Below are 23,773 nucleotides of genomic sequence, written 5' to 3'. Positions count from 1 at the left end.
AGCGGGCTTTCTTCAGATTATTGACAAAGTGCTGTTTTTTTATCTGGTACTTTGTTTTAAATAGGTGATTAATGTTATTTCTTCTGCTTTCAGCTCATCGCACAAGGCCTGTGACAAATACCCTTTATCGCCATCCATACATCCTGTTAACCCGCGCTTTGACGGGATGACGATCATCCTTATTTTCTGAGGTCAACTTAACCGCCAAAAGTTCACCGCAATCATTGATAACCCCAGAAGCACATAAAGGAATAAATTGTTGGCAAAAGTCATCGACGCCGCAGTAAAGTTCTTCTAAATTAGACATGCCTGAGGATCTCCACGATTTTGTTTTCTTTGACAAAAACTTTGATCGTGCCTCAGGCACTGAGTTCCCTTCTTAAGCAAACCTCAGGTTAATCAGCTTATAAAGAATTAATCAGGCAAATCTCTTCCTGCCAATCATGGTATCTGCCCACGCCGTCGTAATAGCGACTTTCGCCTTACTATCCAGATTCTCAATAAAACCATTATCCCCCGCTGTCGGGGCAAAACCGCTCATGGCTTGGATCAAAGAATCAACCGCATTGTTTGAAAGTGTGAGAAATTCACGCTCTCCCGACAGATCCTTATTACCCATCTGCGTCACCAGTTTGGCACGATGACCATTAAAGTAATCGTTAAAGGTGACTGAACCTACTGATTCAAATATGCCCTGAGCACTGTTGTCCTGAGTATGACGGTTCACTGATAACACCAGATCATATCCGCTGCGCTGGAACCACAGGTTTTGCCAGTTAATGCCGTTCAAGACAATCATATCTTCAGCGTTGATATCGCTAACGTGATTATCAATCACCTCTGTGCTGACCACAAAGCTGTCTACATCTGCTCCACCCTGGAAGCTGTTCTGATAACCACCCAGCACCAGTAGATCCTGCCCCTCACCACCGTCAAACTGACTGAACTTCGATATTGCCGCCGCTATCAGGTGATCATCACCTTCTCCTCCATCGATCACCGCATGGTAGCCCATCAGCTTAATGACATCGTTACCGATGCCGCCATCAATTCGGTTGTCATTACCAAACACTCTGGCAAAATCATCACCTTCATTCAGGTCAACTTGATTGTTATTACCGATGGTCACCGCATAATCCCGATCTTCCCCGGTATCCACCCGATTGTCGTTACCGGAAGTGATGACGTAATCCTGCCCGCTACCGGCATCAATAAAACCTTCTTCACCAAAGATAAATGCCTGATCATTACCTTCCCCCATGAACACATGGTTAATACGTCCGGCCATCACCGCGGTATCATCACCCGCACCACCAAACATCATGTTTTCACGTCCCATCAGGATGCCCAGATCGTTACCTTCTCCCCCGGCATAGATGTTGGATATCCCCATAGAATAGAACACGTCATCACCGCGGCCACCCCAAAAGTTGTTGTTATCGCCCAGATAAGCACCCAGATCTTTACCATCACCACCCCAGTTGAAGTTGCTGTTGCCCAGCGACATATGAATATCACCGTCTCCTTGCAAATGGCCGCTGTTACGCAGAAAATCGAACGTTTTCTCTTCCATATTAAGCAAGTCTGCCGTCAGGTTCTCTTTCAGATTGGTGACTAACGATTTCATTTCTGTTTGTTTATCTTGACTGAATATCGTCGCAAACAGGTTAGGCAGGTTCAACGCGTTAAAACCCAATGTCCGCTCCGGGTTGCTAGTGTCAGTCGTTGGCCGGTTGATTTGCACTTTTTCAATATTATCTGGCAGTACCGGACTTTCTTCCTTAATTTCTTGCTGTTTTAAGCCATGACTCTCCGCAAATGACTTCACCCCATCCGCCCCCATATCAATGCCAGATTGCAAATCTGCAAACCATTTATCAGGATCAGCAAAAACTTTCAGTGGTTCACCACTGAATTCTCCAATGATTTCAATCATCTCTTGCAAAATAGCGACACCATCAACCGGTTCGCCTGTGCGGGAGACTATACGCCCCTCTGCGGTGTAATCGACGCCAAAGATATCTGCAAAGGTGGTGTCTGCCCCAACCCCCGACAATCGACCAAGCACTCTGTTCTTAAGCTGACGCGGCAAGTCGTGCGGATTATAGGTGAAGGTCGTCTTTACTAGACCGGTTGCCGTAATCTCCTGGGTCATCAGACCAAACAGCGATCCCAGGTTGGTATCCAAAATCGATTGGATGTTGTCGCCAAATATCACGTTCCAGTTACCCATTGTCACCTGAATATCCGCGCCCTGACCACCAACCGCAAAGTTGAATGCCAGCGTTTCATTAGCCTGACGGAATTGATCCGCACGACTCATGTTACTGGTGTCAGCACGATTCCCATTGTTGCTCAACCACGCGTTGTATTTTTTATTCAGTGTTAATTCGATATCGTTTTTCAGCGCACGGCTGCTACGTTCATTTTGGGAATCCAGACCAATCAGGGTGTGATAATCCACGCTGCTGGTTTGATCCAAACCGGACATATCCTGAATAAACTTTTTCGCACCAGCCAATGTCCATTGTTCATTTTGCGCAACTAACCACATCTGCCCTTCATCAGAACGGGCAATGCCTTGCAGTACGTCCGCAATATGCGCAGCGCCATCAAACGGATTGATCAGTGGCGGCGTTGGAATGGATTTATCCATCATCACAATCAGGTCGTTACTGCGGCCCATGTTGAAGCTCACGTTATGATTACCGATAAATATCTGCGCCCCTTCAAGCGCCTGATAGCCGTCAATATTAAAGCTGTGTTTACTCTCACCATTACCGATATGAACTATCAGGTTGTTGTCACCAAAAGTCAGTGATTTAACGCCACCGGCACCCACTTTGATGCCAACGTTCGATGTTCCCCAATTAATCGCGGTAAATTCCCCCTCTCCCACATTGATCTGAATATTGCCGGAATAACGCCATTGATGGCGGTTTGATTTATCACCGGAATGACTATTCATCCTGATCCTGCGCTTCTCCGGCGCGGTGAAAATATTCGCATTCTTTGCAATCGTCCCTTTGGCTGACTCATCTGCGTTGGCTATCCCCACAAGGGAGAGGTTGATGTCACTCTCCTCAATACCACGCACGACCCGCTCTGTACTGGTCGTCAGTTCACCCTGATCACCCCACCGGAATATGATTTTGTTATCAGACAGGTTGTTAACCCATTGGTTATTTTCGTCACGGGTAAATTTACGGCCTGTTGCATCAACCGCGACTTCGCTACGGCGAGCCGAGACATCACTGCGAATCCCTTGCTTGTCCAACGCGTTAATAAAACGGCGGGTAAAACCGTCCCGCTTGTCATCACTTATCAACGAACAACCTACGATACTGATGTGGCTGGGTTTATCCATCTGACCAAAATATTGACTGAACTGTTTGAGTTTTACCGCCAGCTCATCGGCACTGTAACCACTCAAACGACTGTTATTCTGTTCTGATTCATCACGACCATGACCGGCAATCTGCCAGCGTAATTTGCCCGATAATTTAGCCGGATCACCATAGACAACCCGGTACTGACCGTCAGAATCAAGCTGAACAACAACGCTGGAATCCGGATGCTTACCTGCCAGATTGGCCGCAGCTTTAGCAACGACCGGATCATTTTCTGTCTGAATAATAATCTGACCATCAAAACGCGTTTCACGACCATCGGTTTGAGGTGTAACCGTGATGCGTTCCCAAGACTCAACATTTTTATTTTCGATAACATCATTTGATGACAAGCTTTCCAGCGCAGGGATCGGCGTTTTAAGTGTCAGTCTATTTACCGTCGGATAAGTAAAGACTTTACCGACATTCAACTGCACAAAGTTGACAGCTTGCTTAATGTTGTTGCCTTCAACTTCAACCAAGACTTTCCGACCCTGTTTAGTCGTCACTTCTAACGTTATATGATCTTCACCGTAATCAACCACTCGCCCGGTCGCACCTGAACCCAGGGTAAAATTCCGGCCTTGCTCTTTTAATGCGCGCAGTACGTAATCCTGTTCACCATCACGCGCCCTTTTCCAGAAACCGTCGTATTTCGCAATGCGGCTTTCTTCAAATTTATTGAATTGAACATAGAAACTTTGATCCTTCTGTTCACTCGCCTGAAATTTATATTTCGTGAGGTATCCTTTATGGAAAGAATCCATAAAACGGCGGAAGTCATCAAAGTTGGCAAACGATTTTGCCCCATAGTTAGGATCATAGAATGACCAAACTGTTTGAACTCCGTTTTTGTGTACCACCACTGACATTGCGTGATCTTCAGACATAAATGTCATGTAAGTCGATTTACTCACATTACGCAGTTTATCCATGACAAATTCATAACCTTCAGCCTCATAATTCAACGCATTATTGATGTTCGGCCCGGTCAGCCCATTGGCTTTTAACTTGCCACCATACGCGGCATTGGCTGCTCTATGTGCAGCAACCGTGGAGCTATCCATCGACTGGCTGTGCTGTATTGATAATATATCTTCAATCGCCGGGCCAATATTTTGGCGACGATATTGGTTCAACAAAGCGGATTCAATGGAGCCAATATCTGTTCTCTTATTAATTGATGTATCGTTGTACGCTTTAATGGCATCTTTCAGCCACATCATATAAGCTTTGCCACCCCCTAAACCATGTACCCGCTCTTCAATCAAGTAACGGGCAGACAGGGCAAAACATAATCCTTGCATGAGTTTTTTAGACTCAGCCGTGTCTCCCTTGGTCAGGCGTACACTGCCAATTTCGGGAATGATTTTCCCGAGTTTTTCCAGCAAGTTGCTACTCTGGCTAAAATAAAATGAATGATCCCTCAGCTCTTTTCCACGTGCTCTGACATCAAAGATTTTGTTATCAATTTTTTGCAGTATGTCCCCTTTGGCAGCATTATAATGTTGAGCAGCAGAATGATCCGTCAACACGGTATCTGGCGTATTCACCAAATATTGAATCCCGTTATTGAACTGTAGACGGTTACCCACGTGTTCAGTATTACCCAGCGCTTGCAGATTTTCTTTGCCCAATCCCTGACTAAACCGTCCATCTGCGGATACAACAGTTTCAGGGTTGATCCGGCTGCCGATTTCTACATTATCCTTTAGCTTATACCCCTCTCCAGACAAACCACTGCCATATGCTCCCACACGTTCGGGTTTAGCATGACCACTCTGCTGCGCTCCTTTCGCATCCTCTTTTGCCTGAGACGCTTTATTTTCCGCTGCTGTAATGTCACGCTTGCCACGACGTTCAGCACTCTGATAGGTGGTATTAGCGTCATCTTTCGCTTTTCCGGCCTGCCATTGTTGTGAAAGCGCCTCTGCCTTTTTCCATTCCGCTTTTATTTGTGCATTTACGGTATCTTGCATTGAGCCGACACAATGCTGTTCACTTTTCACTGCGCCAGCTTCTGATATTGCAACCGCTTTTTTGACTTCGTGTTGGTTAGTGATAATAACTTGCTGTGTATTATCTAATTGTTGTTGAGAAACAGAACTTGCTTGATTTAATTTATTTTTAACGCTGTTTAACAAACCACCAGCGAAACGATTGCGCCACATGTCACCTGATGTACCATCGTAGTTGGCGTAACTATCAAGCGCATCCAAACCGTCAACCATGGAAATCAGCTCATCCGTCACCGCTTGAGCTTCTTCTTTCACTGCGTCACGCGGTGCCTGACCATTCGCCCCCAGCGCGTTTTGATCGGTTAGCGCCAGTTGGGATTGTAATTTTGCCGTTACTGCCCGCTGTTTATCTTTTTCTTGTTCCAACAGTTGACGAGCACTTTCCGCTTTCTCTTTATCATTTAATGCATTTTGCGCCGCTTTATCCTGTTTCACATATTCGGTAATGGCATTGGCTTGTAGTGAACTTTCAGATTTAGCAACAATATTATCCAAAACATAACCCACCCCATCATTTAAGCCGGTACCTCTAAACTCAATGCGGTTTCTGCCTTTTTGGGCGATCAATTCCAGCGCTTCATGTTGCCATTTAGTGATATCTCCAGCCGTTGAGAATACCTCTTCATTATTCCAAAAAACCTTCATGCCATTGTTCGTGAGATAAGCATTGGGACGATTGGCAAAATCAAAACTCAGGGAAATAACCTCCCCTTCATACAAATTTTGCAGATCCTGATAAATCGTGGTGTTGGCATGAGTATCAAGTTCGCTGACCCGTTCCCCATGATCTGAATTATCAAGACCATAAGCACTTGCGGGGCTATATGCCTCAATACCATGAGTTGACTGCCAGCCATAATCCCCCTGCTCAAAGTCACCGTTGACAATCAATGACATCTCAGCTTCTGCAACCACGTTATCCAGAACGTAGCCCAGCCCGTCATCATCGCCTGTCCCTTTAAATTCAACCCGGTTATCGCCCTCTTTTGCCATTAATCTCAGCGTCTGGGTTTGCCATTCTGTTTGATCACCCAACGTCGAAAATACACGTTCACCGTTCCAGAAGACCTCCATGCCATCACCAGCAGACATGTCCAAACGTCCTGCAAAGTCGAAACTCAAGATAATAATTTCGCCCTGGTACAAGTCTTGCAGATCTTGATAGAGGGTCGTGTTACCTACAACATCAAGTTCACTGACTCGCTCACCATGCCAGTCATTATCAAGACCATAATTGCCCGCGGGGTTATAGGCTTCAATACCATTGGTTGACTGCCATCCTAAGTGCTCTTGTTCAAAATCACCGTTGATAATCAGATTTTTATTTTTGTTCGATATGGATTTGATTTTTCGATTCAAAATGCTTTCAATCTGGTCAGTGTCTGGCGTGTCGATATCTGTCACTGAAGCACTAAGATGATGGTTTAAGTCCGAACTTATCGGCTCAACTTGCTCCATTTTGAAGCCATTAATGGCAGAAACTTCCGCTAAATTAATCGCCCCCCGGCCTCTACGAGTGCCGGATGTGTTTGATTCACTACCGTGAACCAAATAGTTAATCGCCTGACTGCCACCCACACCTAAGGCAGTCTGTTTGATATTGCCAAACAGGAGAGAGAATTTGTTGTCTGCAAGGTTGTTTACGGAAAGGCTGTAGAAATCACCATTACCAATTTTAATCGCCACATTATTACGTGCATAAGCGGCATGGAACGCCAAACCATCACCGATCTGAATATTGGCGTTGTTTTCTCCTTTCATGACCGCGACATTGAGACCATTGCCAACTTTGGTATTGATATTGTGGTTACCCCACGCCATGTTAACCGAAACACCATCTCCAACTCTGGTATTGACGTTAAGGTCACCCTGCGTTACCGCGACATTTAAACCATTCCCGACAGTGGTCGTAATGTTAGTTCGGCCTTTAGCCACTATCACCTGCCGGCCATCACCCACTTTGGTGACGATATTTTTATCACTCCACAAAACGTTAAAACTGTCACCCTGACCAATGTGGGTCGCAATATTAACATCACCTTTGGCAAGCACTACATTACGTCCAGCGCCGACCTTAGTGATAACATTCGCTTCGCCCCAGGCTCCGGTATAGTCATCTCCATCACCGACATGGGTGATAACATTGGCATCGCCCTGAACCACAGTGACTTCTTGCCCATTACCAACTTTAGTAATGATATTTTCTTGACCTTTAGCGAAGTTGTCACGGTCGCCATCACCGACATGAGTCAGGATATTGGCTTCACCCCAAGCAGCGTTAACACTGGTTCCATCACCTATTTTGGTGATGAAATTGGCCTTGCCTTTGGCAAAACCGACGGTAGTTCCATTACCAATATGGGTCATCACATTACCTGCATCGGAACTGAGCAAGCCGACCATTGTCCCTTCACCTACTTTGGTCAGAATATTGCCCCGGCCACAAAGTACAGCCGCAGTTGCCGAATTACCTACATGAGTCATCACGTTAGCTTTGCCAGCCGCCACTACGCCCATAAAATCATCACCCACTTTGGTCACGATATTCGCTTCACCTTGGGCCAAAACACCGGTTAAACCTTTACCTGCATGAGTCATGATATTGGCTTGACCAAACATTGCCGCCAGCGTTGCACCATCGCCAACTTTGGTCATGACATTCAGTTCACCGGCAAACAAGCCAATACTGGTGCCTTTACCCACATGCGAATAGATATTGGCCTTACCCAACATCACAGTGGTTGTCAGATCATCACCGACTTTTGTCAGCACATTGGCACCGCCGATTATGACAGCAAAAGTATCGCCATCCCCCACATGGGTAAAGATATTAGCTTTACCCATCATCGCTGACAAAACCATGCCGTTACCCACTTTGGTGGCAATATTGCCTTTTGCCAGCATCAGGGCAACGCTGGCACCGTCGCCAATATGGGTAAACACATTGCCGACCGCTGCCATCAGCGCCAGCGCATTGCCATCCCCCACTTTGGTGAAAATATTACCCAAACCGCCCATCAACGCCCAGGCGTCACCGTTGCCAACATGGGTGAAGAGATTGCCTGCTCCAATCATGGCCGCAATCGCCGTTCCATTGCCGACTTTAGTAAAAATATTGCCGGCCGCTGCCATTACGCCCAGTATCTGACCGTCACCAACTTGGGTAAGCACGTTGCTTAAACCAAACATGATGCCAAGCACATCACCGTTGCCGACTTTCGTCAGAATATTGGCGCCTCCCAGCATGACGCCCGTCGTGTTACCGTCACCAATATGAGTCAATACGTTTGCGCCACCGCCCATCAGCGCCAATACATTACCCTGACCTTTCTTAGTAAGCACATTCGCGCCACCCAGTGCAATCGCTGTGGTGTCTGACCTATCACCATCATCACTGATATGCGTGATAATGTTAGCGCCACCGAACATACCCGAAACCAGATCACCGGCACCCAATCTGGTCAGCACATTGGCCCCTCCTGACAGCACCGAAGAGATATTCCCGATGCCTTTTTGAGTCATGACGTTAAAACCCCCCGTCGCTAACCAGTTAGCGTGACCATGACCTATTTGCGTGTGCGTATTGTAACCACCTTGCATCACCACCTGGCTGTCGCCATTGCCTTTGTGGATCGAAATATTGCCAACCGCCAAAAGATGCGCCAGGTACAGGCCATCACCGATCCGCACCAGTACGTTAGCAGCGCCTCCTACGTTAACATCCATTGTGCCACTCTGGCTTTGGTGAACAATAACGTTGGCTAAACCCGCACCATAAAACGTCAAATCGCCCTGTTCGCCACTTTTTATAATGACGTTAGCCGCACCTCCGCCCTCAAAATTAACATTGCCGCGAGTGACACTGGATTCAATCATGTTTCCACCCCCGACACCGATGAAATTAATGTCGCCCGAACTCTCATTGATATCCGGTTGTTCAAATTCTTCAGTACGTTCTAATTGCTCAGAAATGCGGTATACCGTATCAAACTGATATTGCAGCTCGCTTAAGGTACACCCACCTGCTTTTATAGGGCTGTATCCATTTGCAGGAGAAAAATCTTCATTAGCCAAATCACCGGTATGATCACCCGCTTTGTACCACGCTTTGGCAAGATATTGCAGTGAACCTGTTTCAGGATCATCCGCTAATTCAACCAGCACGACTTTGGTGTATGATTCTATATATGTGGCATACACATAAGTATTAGGTTGACGGTTCCATTTAACCGCGGAAACATCCACTTTCTGGCTGTCGGAAAAGATGGCGTGTCCACCCATTTTGGCATCAGAGAGCGTGATATCCTCCACATTGACCGATGTGCCGACAATATAAGTTACCCACTCATTTTCCAGTACATTTTCTTCGACGCCCTGAACAGTCATTGGCTTCTGATGTTCAACCGTTAAATTGAAAAGACGGTAAGCACCGTTAACATTAATATCGACAAATCCATTGAGTGAATAAATATTTTGCGATGCGAGATTTTCAAGATGATTACCTATTTTATACCAGGAACTGGCGTAATAATTGAGCTTACCGGTGACAGGATCATTTTGCAGTTGAATTTTGCTGACATGCGTGTACCGATTATCGGTAAATGCAAACAGATAAGTATTTGGCTCTGTGGTTGATTTAACCCCCGTCACTGGCTGAAGCTCCCGGAGAAAATCACCGCCCATCATCGCCGTTGTCAATACGATCTCCTCAGCCAAGGCATATTCTAATGCCCCACCGATTCCCTCATTATGATAAATTCTATTTGCGGTTATATCTGATCTGGTGATTTCATTATAAGCACCGGTACCGGAAAAATTGATATTGCCATGAGCAACATTAGAATAGATTTTATTGTCACCACCAATCCCTTCAAAAGTAATATCACCATGAGTTTGCTGGTATTTGTCTTCACTTTGATACAGACGTTCAATTCGGTTTGATGCGCCTGCGCCACGTAAAATAATATTTCCCTCTTTACCCTTACGTACAATGTGATTATCAACACCGGCACCATTAAAAATGATATCACCACGTTCTATCCGCGAGCTGATGCGATTTGCTGCGCCTGCACCATGAAATATCACATCACCTTGAGACCCTTGATAGGATTTAAACCAAGTACGGTCGATGTTATTACCCGCACCCGCTCCGGCAAAATCCAAATTACCTCTGTCTGTTTCGTGCCATAATTTGTTGTAACCACCTGCACCATTAAAGTCTATATCACCGGTTAAACCTTTACGCTCCAAACTGTTATAAGCAGCAATACCTGCAAAATCCAGATTACCATGGTCACCTGAATGTTCCATGGAAACAGCTCCGGCAGCACCCGAAAATGCAATATCACCATCCCCACTCTTATCAATATTTGCGTAACCCGCGCCACCGGTTACTGACAGATCGCCATTGGAATCTTCTATTTCTAAATATGCAGCCCCACCAACCACGGTGTCATGTCCGGTACCGGTATATACCTTCGCCGCAATCGAACCGAGAGTAATATGATCATTCCCACCACGAGCATAAATATAACCACCAAATCCAATAGCATTAATATCATTATTATTATCATCAGCGGAATAGTTTCCGGTGAAAAAATACTGTGTACTACTATTTAATGATTTACCCATAGGCAATCCTTTAGCTTATTTCTTTTTCAGATCAGCAAAATACATAAAGAGAAAACATCTTGGTTGTTATTGATATCTAAGATAATTTATATAAATATTTCAGGCATGCTCTTACCTAATAGAAGTTTATTAATGAAAGCAAAATACAATAAACAAAAAATCAAACTCAGCGGAATTCTGAGTTTATGTGTCTATAAGTTCTTTTAAGTCATTCTTTGATTAATTAGGTGAATAAATCGAGCGAAATAATATAGAGCATAAATTTAAAAGCAATATTCACATAAAAAAAGTCTTCTTATCCCCCTACACATTGCCTAATACCCAACATTATCATCATTAATGGGAATAAGTTAATAAAGCGTAAATTAAATCAATTGCAGCTTGTTTTTTATTCAAAACTTATTTAAATAAAAAATTAATTAGTTAAGTCATTAATATTATCAATGTGAAAATATATAAAGACTTAACTTATCCCTTTAAAATAAAGAGATAAAATAATAAAATAATAAAATAATAAAATAATAAAATAATAAACTATTGAAATTAACCACACTTGATAATAACAATGTTATTTTCAAATAAAATAGCCCACATTCTGTGAGCCAGTTTTCTTATACGCCGATAAGGTATCAGCATTAATGGGACATTTGTTCAAGCTCACTCTGGTTCAATCCGGTGGCTTTCATTATCGTTTCACGGTCGATGCCAATATCTATCATCGCACTCGCGATTTTCAGTACCCTTCGTTCTTCGGCTTTCTGCAATCCTTCTTGGAATCCTTTCTGCCATCCTTCAATAAATCCTTTCTGGTACCCTTCAAGAAACCCTTTCTGATACCCTTTTTGCTCCAGTTTCTGCGCTATTGTCATCAGTACCTCCTCATACTTCGGGGGACTGTTTTGACAGTCCCCGTAAGATCCTCTTTTAACACTAATAATTGAATGCTGATTAAGAGCTCTCAGCACAAGTTAGTGACGCATTTGCTCAAGTTCGTTCTGGCTCAACCCGGTGGTTTTCATTATCGTTTCACGATCGATTCCGCTGTTCAGCAATGCATGCGCGATTTTTAGAGTTGCCTCTTGGCACCCTTCCTGACGTCCTTCCTGACGCCCTTCCTGACGCCCTTCCTGACGCCCTTCCTGACGCCCTTCCTGACGCCCTTTCTGCTCCAGTTTCTGCGCTATTGTCATCAGTACCTCCTCATACCTCGGGGACTGTTCTGCCAGTCGCCGGATAAAACCCTCTGGATCGGCGGTATCTCCCGCCTGTAATAAGTAGTTTAACATGCTTTTTAGCTGTTCATCCGTATAGTAATCATACGTCAGCAGCATAACCAGCTCTTGCAGTAACTCCGCCATATCACGCTGCCGGATATGCTTTTGCACCATTTCCAGTAGCGCAACCCGTTTGTGCGTCAGGATTTCATCATCCGAAATTACCGTCACATCTACCAGCGGGAATGCGCCGGAATAGATTTCCTTCGCCAGGGCCGGATCATCAAAGCAATCGAGCCAATTGGTACTCCACGGATACGGCTTTATTTTCCCGTGATAGAACAACACCGGAATAACTAGCGGCAATTTTTCATGTCCCTGCTCCAGATGCCGTTGCATTGCGGAAATACCGTATCGCATCAGCCGGAATGCCATCATCTTGTCCGGGGAACTCTGATGCTCAATCACGCAATATACGTATCCGTCACCCTGCGCTGTTTTTAACGAATACAGGATATCAGAATAATGCGCACGCAGATTATCTTCAATAAACGACCCTGATTCCAACCGCAGTGTATCCAGATCACAAACTGCCCGTAATGTTGCAGGCAAATGGATCTCCAAAAAGTCCCTGGCAGTATCAATATGACCTAAAAACTGTTTAAAAACAGCGTCATGTGGCGTTGGTGTATTTTTTCTCTTCATCGGTGAATGGTAGCATACTTTCTTTTATATTGAAGGAATATTAAGCAAGAAACCAAGCGGATTGAGCAGCAGAAATAACAACTGCCACTTCAAACAATGGCCCACCTATTCTGTGAGCCACTTTTATTCTTATTACAACTTTTTTCTTATCTTTTACTTTTATTATAAAGCGTTAATCAGGCAAACTTCCCCTTGCCGATGGTGGTATCTGTCCACGCCATTGCAATAGCGATCTTCGCCTTACTATCCAGATTCTCAATGAAACCATTATCCCCCGCTGTCGGGGAAAAACTGCTCATAGCCTGGATCAAGGAATCAACCGCATTATCTGATAATGCCGTAAATTCACGCTCTCCTGATGCATCTTTATTACCCATTTGAGCCACTAATTTGGCGCGATGACCATTAAAGTAATCATGAAAAGTGACTGACCCCACCGATTCAAATATACCCTGCGCGGTTTTATCCTGAGCAGGACGATTTACCGACAACACCAAATCGTATCCGCTGCGCTGGAACCACAGGTTTTGCCAATCAACACCGTTAAACAGGATCATATCTTCTGCGCTAATATCGCTAACCCGGTTATCAATCACCGCTGTGCTAACCACAAAGCTGTCTGCACCCGTGCCACCCTGGAAGCTGTTCTGATAACCGCCTAATACCAGCAGATCCTGACCTTCACCGCCATCAAACTGACTGAACTTCGAAATAGCCGCCGCTATCAGGTGATCATCACCTTCTCCACCGTTGATTACCGCATGGTAACCCATCAGTTTAACCGTATCATTGCCGAAATAACCGTCGACCCGGTTGTCATTACCAAACACCCTGGCAAAGTCATTGCCTTCACCCAGGTCAACCCGGTTGTTATTGCCGATGGTCACCACGTAATCCTGCCCTTCCCCGGCATCCACCCGGTTATAATTGCCGGAGGTAACAACGTAATCCTGTCCGTTGCCGGCATCAATAAAGCCGCCCTCACCAAAGACAAACGTCTGGTCATTCCCTTCCCCCATAAAAACATGGTTAATACGTCCGGCCACCACTGCGGTATCATCACCATTACCGCCAAACATCCAGTTTTCACGCCCCATCAGGACGCCCAGATCATCGCCTTCACCACCAGCAAAGATATTGGAAGTTCCCTGCGAGTAATAAACATCATCACCACGTCCTCCCCAGAAATTGTTGTTATCGCCCAGATAAGCACCGAGATCTTTACCGTCACCACCCCAGTTAAAATTATAATTCCCCAACGATACATGAATATCGCCATCACCTTGCAGATGACCGCCGTTACGCAAGAAATCAAACGTTTTCTGCTCCATATTAAGCAAATCAGTCGTCAGATTTTTTTTCAAATCAGTGATTAATAATTTCATTTCTGTTTGCTTATCTTCGCTGAACATCGTTGCAAACAAATTAGGTAAATTCAGCGAATTAAAGCCAAATGCCCGTTCTGGTTTGTCATTGTTCTGAACATTCGCTCCGTTGATGCTCACCGAAGATCCTTGTTCCTGATTTTCATCAGGCGCTTTTTCTTTCAGACCATGACTTTCCGCAAATGACCTGACGCCCTCTTCTCCCATATCGATGCCCGCTTCCAAACTATCAAGCAACCTCTCTGGATGAGTGAAAGTTTGCAGTTGATCACCGCTAAATTCCCCAATCACCTCCAGCATCTCTTGCAAAATAGACTCACCATCAACAGGCTCGCCGGTGCGGGAAACAACTTGACCCTTCGCGGTGTAATTCACCCCAAAGATATCCCCTAAGGTGGTCTCTGCTCTGATACTCGCCAACCGGCCAACCAGCTTATTCTTAAGCTGACGCGGCAAATCCTGTGGATTATAAGTAAAGGTGGTTTTCGCCATACCGGTTGCCGAGTATTGCTGGGTCATCAGGCCAAACAACGAACCCAGGTTAGTATCCAGAATCGACTGAATATGGTCACCGAACATAAAGTTCCAGTTACCGGTTGTCACCTGGATATCCGCCCCCTGACCACCTACGGCAAAGTTAAAAGCCAGCTTCTGATTGGCCTGACGGAATTTATCCACACGGCTCATTTTGCCCATATCAGAGCTATTGCTATTTTCACCTAGCCACTGATTAAACGTCTTGTTCAGTGTTAATTCGGCATCATACTGCAAGCCCCGGCTGCTACGCTCATGTTGCGAATCCAGCTCAACCAGCGTGTTGTATTCCACGCTGCTGGTTTGGTCTAAACCAGACATATCCTGAACATATTTCCTCGCACCGGCGATTGTCCACTGCTGATCTTGCGCCGCTAACCAATCCTGCTCTTCACCGGAGCGGGTAATACCTTGCAGTACACCAGCAATGCGCGCAGGACCATCAAACGGGTTAACCAGTGGTGGCGTCGGAATCGATTTATCCACCATCACAATCAGGTCATTACTGCGGCCTTGGTTGAAGCTCACATTACGATTACCGATAAACATCTGCGCCCCTTCAAGCGCTTGGTAACCGCCGATATCAAAACTCTGTTTGCTGTCACCATCACCAACGTGAACCATCACATTATTGTCACCGAAAGCCAGCGACTTAAAGCCACCGGTCCCCACTTTGATGCCCACATTCGACGTCCCCCAGTTGAGCGCGGTAAATTCTCCCTCACCGACATTCACCTGAATGTTGCCGGAGTAACTGAGCTGATTATTCGATTGATCGTTTGTGTTAATATTTTTACGCTTCTCTGGCTTAACGAAAATATCAGAATTATCCGCAATCGCCCCTTTAGTCACCGTGTCAGCCCCGGTATGACCGACCCTGGAGAGGTTGATATCACTTTCGGCAACCCCTCGAATCACCCTTTCCGTGCTGGTCACCAGTTCACCTTGTTCATTCCATCTGAATACGATTTTGTTATCAGGCAGGTTGTTAACCCATTGGTTATTTTGGTCACGGGTGAATTTACGGCCCGTTGCATCAACCGCCACTTCGCTACGGCGAGCTGAAACATCACTGTGAATACCTTGCTTGTCCAACGCTGTAATAAAGCGACGGGCAAAACCATCCTGCTTGTCATCACTGATCAAAGAACAAGCCACAATGCTGATATGCTCAGGCTTTCTGATTACTTTTTCGCCCAGTTTAGCGTTTTGATGAAACTGATTCAGTTTCGTCGCCAGTTCATCGGCACTGTAGCCACTCAGATGAATGTTATTTTTATCCGAGGTATCACGTCCATGACCGACAATCTGCCAGCGTAATTGTAATTTTTCAGATAATTTAGACAGGTCACCATAAACAACACGATATTTGCCAGTGGAATCAAGTTGAACCACCACGCTGGAATCCGGGTGTTTACCGGCCAGATTAGCCGCGGCTTTAGCGGCTACCGGATCATCCTCCATCTGAATAATAATCTGACCATCAAAGCGAGTTTCACGGCCATCAGTTTGTCGCGTCACCTTCTCCGTTTGCCAGGTATCAAGGGGTTTATCCTGATAACGGGTATCGTCGGTAATCGCAGGCTCTGACCCCTTATTGTTGCCGGATAGCGGATCTAACTCTGTCGCCGCAGGATGGTTTTGCGGTTTCGCCAGAACATGCTTTTCATAAAATTCCTGAGTTTCTTTAAAAGCGTTATCCAATGCCGGACTTACCCATGCCTTACCTTCCTCTCCGGCAATATCGAACAGATCCCGATAATTGGCAGTGTAGCGGTTCAATACCCGCTCACGTTCATCACCTGTTGCCTGTAACGCCTTGTAAACAGCCAGACTTTCGTTGATGGAATGACCACCATCAAATACCAGAAATGCCAGGGTATTGAGATAACTCTGCCCTGTCGGGAAGTCAGGCTGCTTACTGGCAATATAATTATTGAGGTGAACCATGATATTGGTCGAACCAGACGCACCGGTCACGACAGAGTGCCCTTGGGCTAACGCATTACGCTCAAACTCAGTTTCCCCTCCGGGGACCAGAATACGCCCGGCTGCGACCTTTCTGCCGTACAGGAAATCATCATGCTTGTCATTCGCAGGCTGGTAGGGCAGCGCCGTACCATAATCGTTGGTCTGTTTTTCCGTTATTTCAACTTTGTACGTGACATCAGCCCCGGTAGTCAGTTGGGAACGGGTCGAACGAGCTTTGGTGATAACATCCTCATAGAAACGATCCCCTTCAATCTTCCAGACCGCACGATCCATCCCCATTCCGGGGGTGATAGCCATTTTTACCGCCAGAAACGGCACTTTAATCACAGCATAACCGTCATCGACCTTCGTCATCATCGTCTTGAAGTTGATAAAAGTCGGCTCGTCCAGAAATGTGGTTAATTCAGGTACCCGGCTAAACCAGGGGCGGAAATCCTGATTGATAGCCCTGGCAAAAAGTCGCATTTTAGCTGCAATGTGCTGGTCACGCACAACCTCATCCGGATAATAGCCACTTATCCACTGTTCAAACTCCTGCACCAAAAACTGGCCTGTCTGTTCAGCCGTGTCTCTGGCCTCCAACGGTGCCGTTTTCACCCATTCATAAGCCAGTTCAGAATCAAAATGGCGACCAAACAGGTTGTCAATATATTGTCCGGTCGCCTTTTCCTTGTGAGCATCGGCCAATAACTGTTGAGCCAGAGAGTGCAATTCGGGATGTGCCTGCAACTGGGTGGCCGCATCCTCAAAGAATTTGATGGCTTCCTGTTGTGTCACTTGTCCGGTAAGCCAAAGATTTCTGGCTCGTTCAACCAGAGGCATGCCTTCTGGGATAGCCGCCTGTTCCAATCGGCTGACGAAAATAATGATACTTTCACCTTCAGTCTTTGGCGCTTCCCGCGCTGCAACAGAGTTAATCTGAGTCAATGGCTTGATTTGCAAATCAGTGAGACGGTCAATTTCGCTTTGCGCGATATTCCCTTTCAAACCCACCACGCGCCCGATCCCATCAAATGAGACTTGCTGTTCAAACTGTGCAACCTGCTCAGGTGCCAGAGTCATCCCAAGGATCCCCGCGGATTCGGCTCTCTTGGCCTGAAGATGAGCAACCAGCTCCCCCATCTCAAAACGCAGGCTTTTCACCAGCTGACTGCGTTGGGTGAATTCTTTGGGATCATGCTGTTGCCAGTGAGCCAGAGCAGCTTCCAGCTGCAACACATGTGGTTCATCAAGCTGTTCAGCCGTTTTATTGAAAGCCTCACGCACTGCCACCAGCGCCTTACTCGGATTATCGACACGTATTTGACCAAAATTTCTCTTGGTAGAATCAATAAACCCTTTGTTTCCCTCACTCAATAAGAAAGGCTCAAACACTTTCAGCACATAAGACCGGGATTGACTCTTAGCTTCCACAGAAGTTTGCCCCAACCCTTGCAGATTGATTCCCGCAATCACCGGTGCTTTTCTGATGAGTTCCCTTGACCCATTTGAGGTTGGTGCCACAATGCTATCGGATGATGTTTCAGTAAACATTGAAATGATCGAAGCACCGGTATTTGTTGAGCGTTTACCCGTGTTGATTTGTAGCCGATTGATCGCTTGTTGTGCATTATTCAATGCGGCCAGATCCTCTTCTGTCAGTCCTTCGTTGATCCTACCACCGGCTTCCGTGTTTAACGCCGGATTGATACGGCGCTTCGGCTCTACCATACCGGTTAATCTATAAGCTTCCCCAGATAAGCCACTGCCCGTCGCCCCGATACGCTCTGGTTTGGCGTTATCAGCCTGCTTTACGCCTTTCGCATCAACCCGCGCCTGAATAGCCTTATCTACTGCCGCTGTACTATCACTTTCACCCCGTTTTTTGGCTTTTTCATACGCGGCATAGGCGTCACCCTCGGCTGCTTTTGCCCGCTGAAGCTGTAACCCTGCTTCTTTCTGTCTGAATTTCGCGTTTACCCGCGCTTTGACAATATTGTCATCTGCGTTCTCAATATTCTGGTGGCTTTTTACCAAACCAGCCTTTGATTGCCCGATGGCTTTTTTGACTTCTTGTCGGTTATCAGTCAAATGCCGCTGTGCATCACCTAATTTTTTCTGGGCAATGAACCTGGCTTCATTTAATTTACTCTGAGTACTGTTCAAATAGCCAACAGCAAACCGATTACGCCACTCATCACCTGATTTGCCGTCATAATCCGCATAGCCATTAAGCAAGTTCAGGCCTTGAGTCACGGCAAACAGTTCCTTTGTGACAGCCCGTGACTCTTCATTGACTGCGTCACGTTGTACTTGCCCATTAGTATTCAGCGCGTTTTGATCGATTGATTCCAGTTGGGACTGCGATTCCAAAATCGCTTTATGCTGCTTGTCTCTTTCTTGTTCAAGTCTCTGACGATCAACTTCAACTTTTTCTTTATCGCTTAACGCATTTTGCGCAGCTTTATCTTGTTTCGCATGGTGGGTAACCGCATCAACTTGGGGTGATACTCCATTCTGAGCTAAATCGACATGATCTCCGACATGCAAGGCATTCTGGATAACCTCGGTATCAGGCGTCTCAACCTGAGTTATCGTGCCTCTCAATTCTCTGCTCAGATCTGAACGAACTTCATCAATTTCATCCATCTGGAAGCCATCAATGGCAGAAACTTCCACTAAGTTAATCGCGCCCCTGCCTTTATTCGTCCCAGACGTGCTGGCCTCATTACCGTGGACCAGATAGTTGATCGCATGACTTGCCTCTACATTTAACACGGTCTGTTTAATACTTTTAAACAGCAAAGAGAGATTGTGGCTTGACGTATTGCTTTCCGCGACAGCAAAGCTGTAGAAATCGCCATTACCCACCTTAATCGCCACGTTATTGCGGGCATAAGAGGCATTGATACCCAGACCATCACCAATATGGATATTGGCATTGCCTTTACCTTTCATGACCGCAGCATTAAGACCATTGCCAACTTTGGTATTAACGTTATATTCGCCCCACACTGCGTTAACCGAAACCCCCTCACCGACTTTGGTATTCACGTTAAGATCGCCATGCGTCACCGTCACACTTAAACCATTACCTACGATGGTTGTAATATTGGCTTTGCCTTTTGCCGCCGTCACCTGCATGCCATCACCCACTTTGGTGACGATATTGCCTTTACTCCATAAAGCATTAAAGCTATCACCCTCACCCACCTGGGTCACCACGGTGCCATCACCTTTGGCAAGCACCACATTACACCCATTGCCGACCTTGGTAATGACATTCGCGTTGCCCCAGGCTCCCGTGTAATCATCACCGTTACCAACATGGGTGATAATATGACTATTCCCCTGAACCACCGTGACTTCCCGTTTATCACCGATTTTAGTAATGATATTCACTTTACCTTTAGCAAAGTTGTAACGCTCGCCATCTCCTACTTGAGTCAGGATATTGGCTTCACCCCAAACAGCGTTAACCCCCGTCCCCCTACCCATTTTAGTGATAATATTCGCGTTGCCTTTGGCGAAACCAACCGTTTTGCCATTACCTACATGGGTCATGATATTCCCCACATCGGAGATCAATAAACCAACCGTCGTGCCATCACCCACTTTCGTCAGAATATTGCCCTTGCCAAGCAGTATGCCAGCCGTTGTCGAGTCGCCCTCGTGAGTGACAACATTAGCCTTAGCCGCGGCCACAACCCCCATAAAATCATCACCCACTTTGGTAACAATATTGGCCTCACCCAATGCCAGCACGCCGGTTAAACCATCACCGTAATGGGTCATAATGTTCGCTTTACCAAACATTGCGGCCAATGTTGTGCCATCACCCACCCTGGTCATCACATTCAACTCACCAGCAAACAAACCAATACTTGCTCCTTCCCCATCATGTGTGTAGATATTCGCTTCACCAACCATCAAGCCGATGGTCAGCCCATGACCAACTTTCGTCAGGATGTTGCCTTGCCCGATCAGCGCCGCAAAGGTTGAGCCATCACCTATATGCGTCATAACATTGACATCACCAATCATCGCTGCCAGAGTCGTGCCATTACCCACTTTGGTTGCGATATTAGCTCTTGCCAACATCAGGGCAACGCTCATTCCATCACCAATATGGGTAAACACATTACCAGCGGCTATCATCAATGCCAGCGCATTGCCATCCCCCACTTTGGTAAAGACATTACCCAACCCACCCATCAGCGCCCAAGCATCACCTTTGCCAACATGAGTAAAAATATTGCCTGCACCCATCATGGCTGCAATCGCGGTTCCTCCCCCAATTTTAGTGAAGATATTGCCCGCAGCCCCCATCACACCCAGTGTCTGATAGTCACCAATATGGGTAAACACATTACCAATACCGAACATAATGCCGGTAGTATCACCATCTCCTACCTTGGTCAGAATATTGGCACCACCCAACATCACACCCGTCGTACTACCGTTACCAATGTGGGTAAGAACGTTCGCACCACCGCCCATCACCGCAACAGCATCACCTCTGCCTTTTTTGGCCAGAATATTGGTGCCGCCCAACGCAATGGCTGTGGTATCTGATATTTCATTATCACCAGAGATATGGGTGATAATGTTGGCACCGCCGAGCATACCGGAAACCAGATAACCCGCCGCGAGCTTGGTCAATACATTGGCGCCCCCCACCAATACCGAGGAGACTTTCCCTTTACCTTTCTGGGTCATGACGTTAAAACCGCCGGCCCCTAACCAATTCGCGCTTCCATCACCTATTTGGGTATGGGTGTTGTAACCTCCCAGCATAATAACCCGGCTGTCACCATTACCTTGATGGATCGAGATATTGCCAATCGCCAGAAGATGAGCCAGATACCGCCCGTCACCGATCCGAACCAGCACATTTGCTGCACCACCGGCATCAACGTCCATTTCTCCATGCCGGCTTTGATGAACAAGGACGTTTGCCAAGCCCGCGCCCCGAAATGTCAGATTGCCCTCTTCACCACTTTTCACAATGACGTTAGCGCCACCCTCGCCCGCAAAATAAACATTGCCATGTATCACACTGGATTTAATAACGTTCCCGCCACCCACACCGCTGAAATTAATGTCACCGGTGCTGTCACCGATGTCTGTGGGTGATTTCACCAATTCCTGGTGACGATATTCTTCTGTATGTTCTAAATGCTCAGAGACACGGCGCACCGCATTAACTTTATATTGCAACTTAGTGAGTGAATATCCCCCAGGCTCCATCGGGCTATAACCGCTTGAGAGTGAAAAATCTTCATTAGCCAGATCATCGGTATGATCGCCGGTTTTGTACCACGCACTGGCAAAATATTGCAGTGCACCGGTGTGAGGATCATTTTTCAACTCAACCTTCACCACTTTGGTGTATGACTCAACATATTTGGCATAAACATAAGTGTTCGGTTGACAGTTCGATTTCACCGCTGAAACATCCAATATCGAACCATCAGAATGGATTGCCCGCCCATGCATTTTGGCATCAATCAGTGTGACATCTTCTGCTTTGGCGGTAGTTCCACCCGCATAAGTTACCCAATAATTTTCCTGCAAATCTTCCTCAACGGTATGCCGAATAATAACGGGTTGATGATGTTCAAAGATTAAATTGAAGAGGCGGTAGCCATCATTGGTGCCTATATCGATAAATCCATTACTTGAAGAAATATCTTCCACAGCAAGATTTTCAAGGTGATTGCCCTGTTTATACCAGGAGGTCACGTAATAACTGAGTTTACCCGTTTCAGGATCGTTTCGGAGCTGAACTTTGCTAACCTTAGTGGATATTTCGTCGGCAAACGCAAAGAGATAAGTATCAGATTCAGTCGTTGATTTAATACCGATGACTGACTGGGATTGCTGAATCTGACTTCCTCCCATTATCGCCGAAGTTAATACGATCTCTTCGGCTTTAGCATATTCCAGAGCATCATCACGGGAACCGTTATATTCGCCTATTCTCGATATTTCATTGTAAGCACCGGCACCGGTGAAATTGATATTACCATGGGCGATATCAGAATAAATTTGGTTATAACCACCCACACCGGCAAATTCGATATTACCGTGGGTCTGTTCATATTTATCTCTATTTTGGCGCAGGCGTTCAATGCGGTTTGATGCCCCTGCACCATGCAAGATAATATTGCCCTCCCGACCTTTACGTATAATGTGGTTATCAGCACCTGCACCACTGAAATTAATATCACCGCTTTCAACCCGCGAACTGATGCTATTTGCCGCCCCTCCACCATCAAACTCCACATCACCGTGACTTTTCTCATAGTGATCATACCAGGTGCGGTCAATTTTATTGCCGGCACCGGCTCCGGCAAAGCTTAAATTACCCTGGTTAGTTTCGTGCCATAATTCGTTATAACCGCCGACACCGTTAAAAATCACATTACCGGATTGCCCTTTACGGGTCAGGCCGTTATAAGCCGCAACACCGGAGAAATTCAGGTCACCGTGACCACCCCGGTGATCCATAAAAACGCCACCTGCCGCACCCGTAAATGAAATACTACCATCACCACTTTTATCAATACCTGCGTAACCTGCGGCACCCTGTACCGCCAGATTACCTTCAATATCCACGATTTTTAAATATCCGGTGCCACCATCGACTATCTTGTTGCCAGAATCGGCATAGATTGTTGCCCCAAGTGAGCCTAGGGTAATATGATCATCTCCTCCTTTAGCATAAACAGTTCCCGCCACTCCAATAGCAACAATATTATTACTATCATCATCATCGTAATATTTCCCAGTAAAGAAATATTCTGTACTGCGATTTGATGATTTCCCCATAAACAATCCTTTAATTTAGTTGAGGTTAAATAAAAAAACCACTGCATCTGGCAGAGATAACAGTTGTTTTGAGAAGCTAATTTCCCGTGGAC

The 23,773-nt window shown here is 46.1% G+C and carries 4 protein-coding genes and 1 pseudogene; all 5 read right to left on the bottom strand.

Translation table 11 applies throughout. The features are described from left to right. Positions 1 to 42 precede the first annotated feature (42 nt). A pseudogene (locus tag PTE_RS27140) lies at positions 43 to 232 on the bottom strand (transposase); the annotation flags it as partial. A gap of 186 nt (positions 233 to 418) precedes the next feature. Continuing rightward, a complete protein-coding gene (gene rtxA, locus PTE_RS24315) occupies positions 419 to 11,038 on the bottom strand; it encodes an MARTX multifunctional-autoprocessing repeats-in-toxin holotoxin RtxA (RefSeq protein ID WP_036843301.1) in 10,620 nt (3,539 codons plus the stop codon). Between the two features lie 635 nt (positions 11,039 to 11,673). Further along, a complete protein-coding gene (locus tag PTE_RS03915; RefSeq protein ID WP_036843300.1) occupies positions 11,674 to 11,907 on the bottom strand; it encodes an RpnC/YadD family protein in 234 nt (77 codons plus the stop codon). A 99-nt stretch (positions 11,908 to 12,006) separates the two neighbouring features. Beyond that, entirely contained in the window at positions 12,007 to 12,957 is a 951-nt protein-coding gene (locus PTE_RS03910) for an Rpn family recombination-promoting nuclease/putative transposase (RefSeq protein WP_036843299.1), read from the bottom strand. A 176-nt stretch (positions 12,958 to 13,133) separates the two neighbouring features. Then, on the bottom strand, positions 13,134 to 23,681 hold the full coding sequence (rtxA, locus tag PTE_RS03905; protein WP_036843298.1) for an MARTX multifunctional-autoprocessing repeats-in-toxin holotoxin RtxA: 10,548 nt from the start codon (positions 23,679 to 23,681) through the stop codon (positions 13,134 to 13,136). Positions 23,682 to 23,773 lie beyond the last annotated feature (92 nt).

It is taken from the genome of Photorhabdus khanii NC19, assembly GCF_000517265.1.
Lineage (GTDB): Bacteria > Pseudomonadota > Gammaproteobacteria > Enterobacterales > Enterobacteriaceae > Photorhabdus > Photorhabdus khanii.
The sequence above is the reverse complement of the archived record's forward strand: the minus strand, read 5'-3'. Positions and strand labels throughout refer to the sequence as shown.

What these genes read in the sequence shown, in the direction of transcription:
- PTE_RS03910 (WP_036843299.1), bottom strand. Translation starts at nt 12,957, where the DNA reads ATGAAGAGAAAAAATACACCAACGCCACATGACGCTGTTTTTAAACAG.
- rtxA (WP_036843301.1), bottom strand. Translation starts at nt 11,038, where the DNA reads ATGGGTAAATCATTAAATAGTAGTACACAGTATTTTTTCACCGGAAAC.
- PTE_RS03915 (WP_036843300.1), bottom strand. Translation starts at nt 11,907, where the DNA reads ATGACAATAGCGCAGAAACTGGAGCAAAAAGGGTATCAGAAAGGGTTT.
- rtxA (WP_036843298.1), bottom strand. Translation starts at nt 23,681, where the DNA reads ATGGGGAAATCATCAAATCGCAGTACAGAATATTTCTTTACTGGGAAA.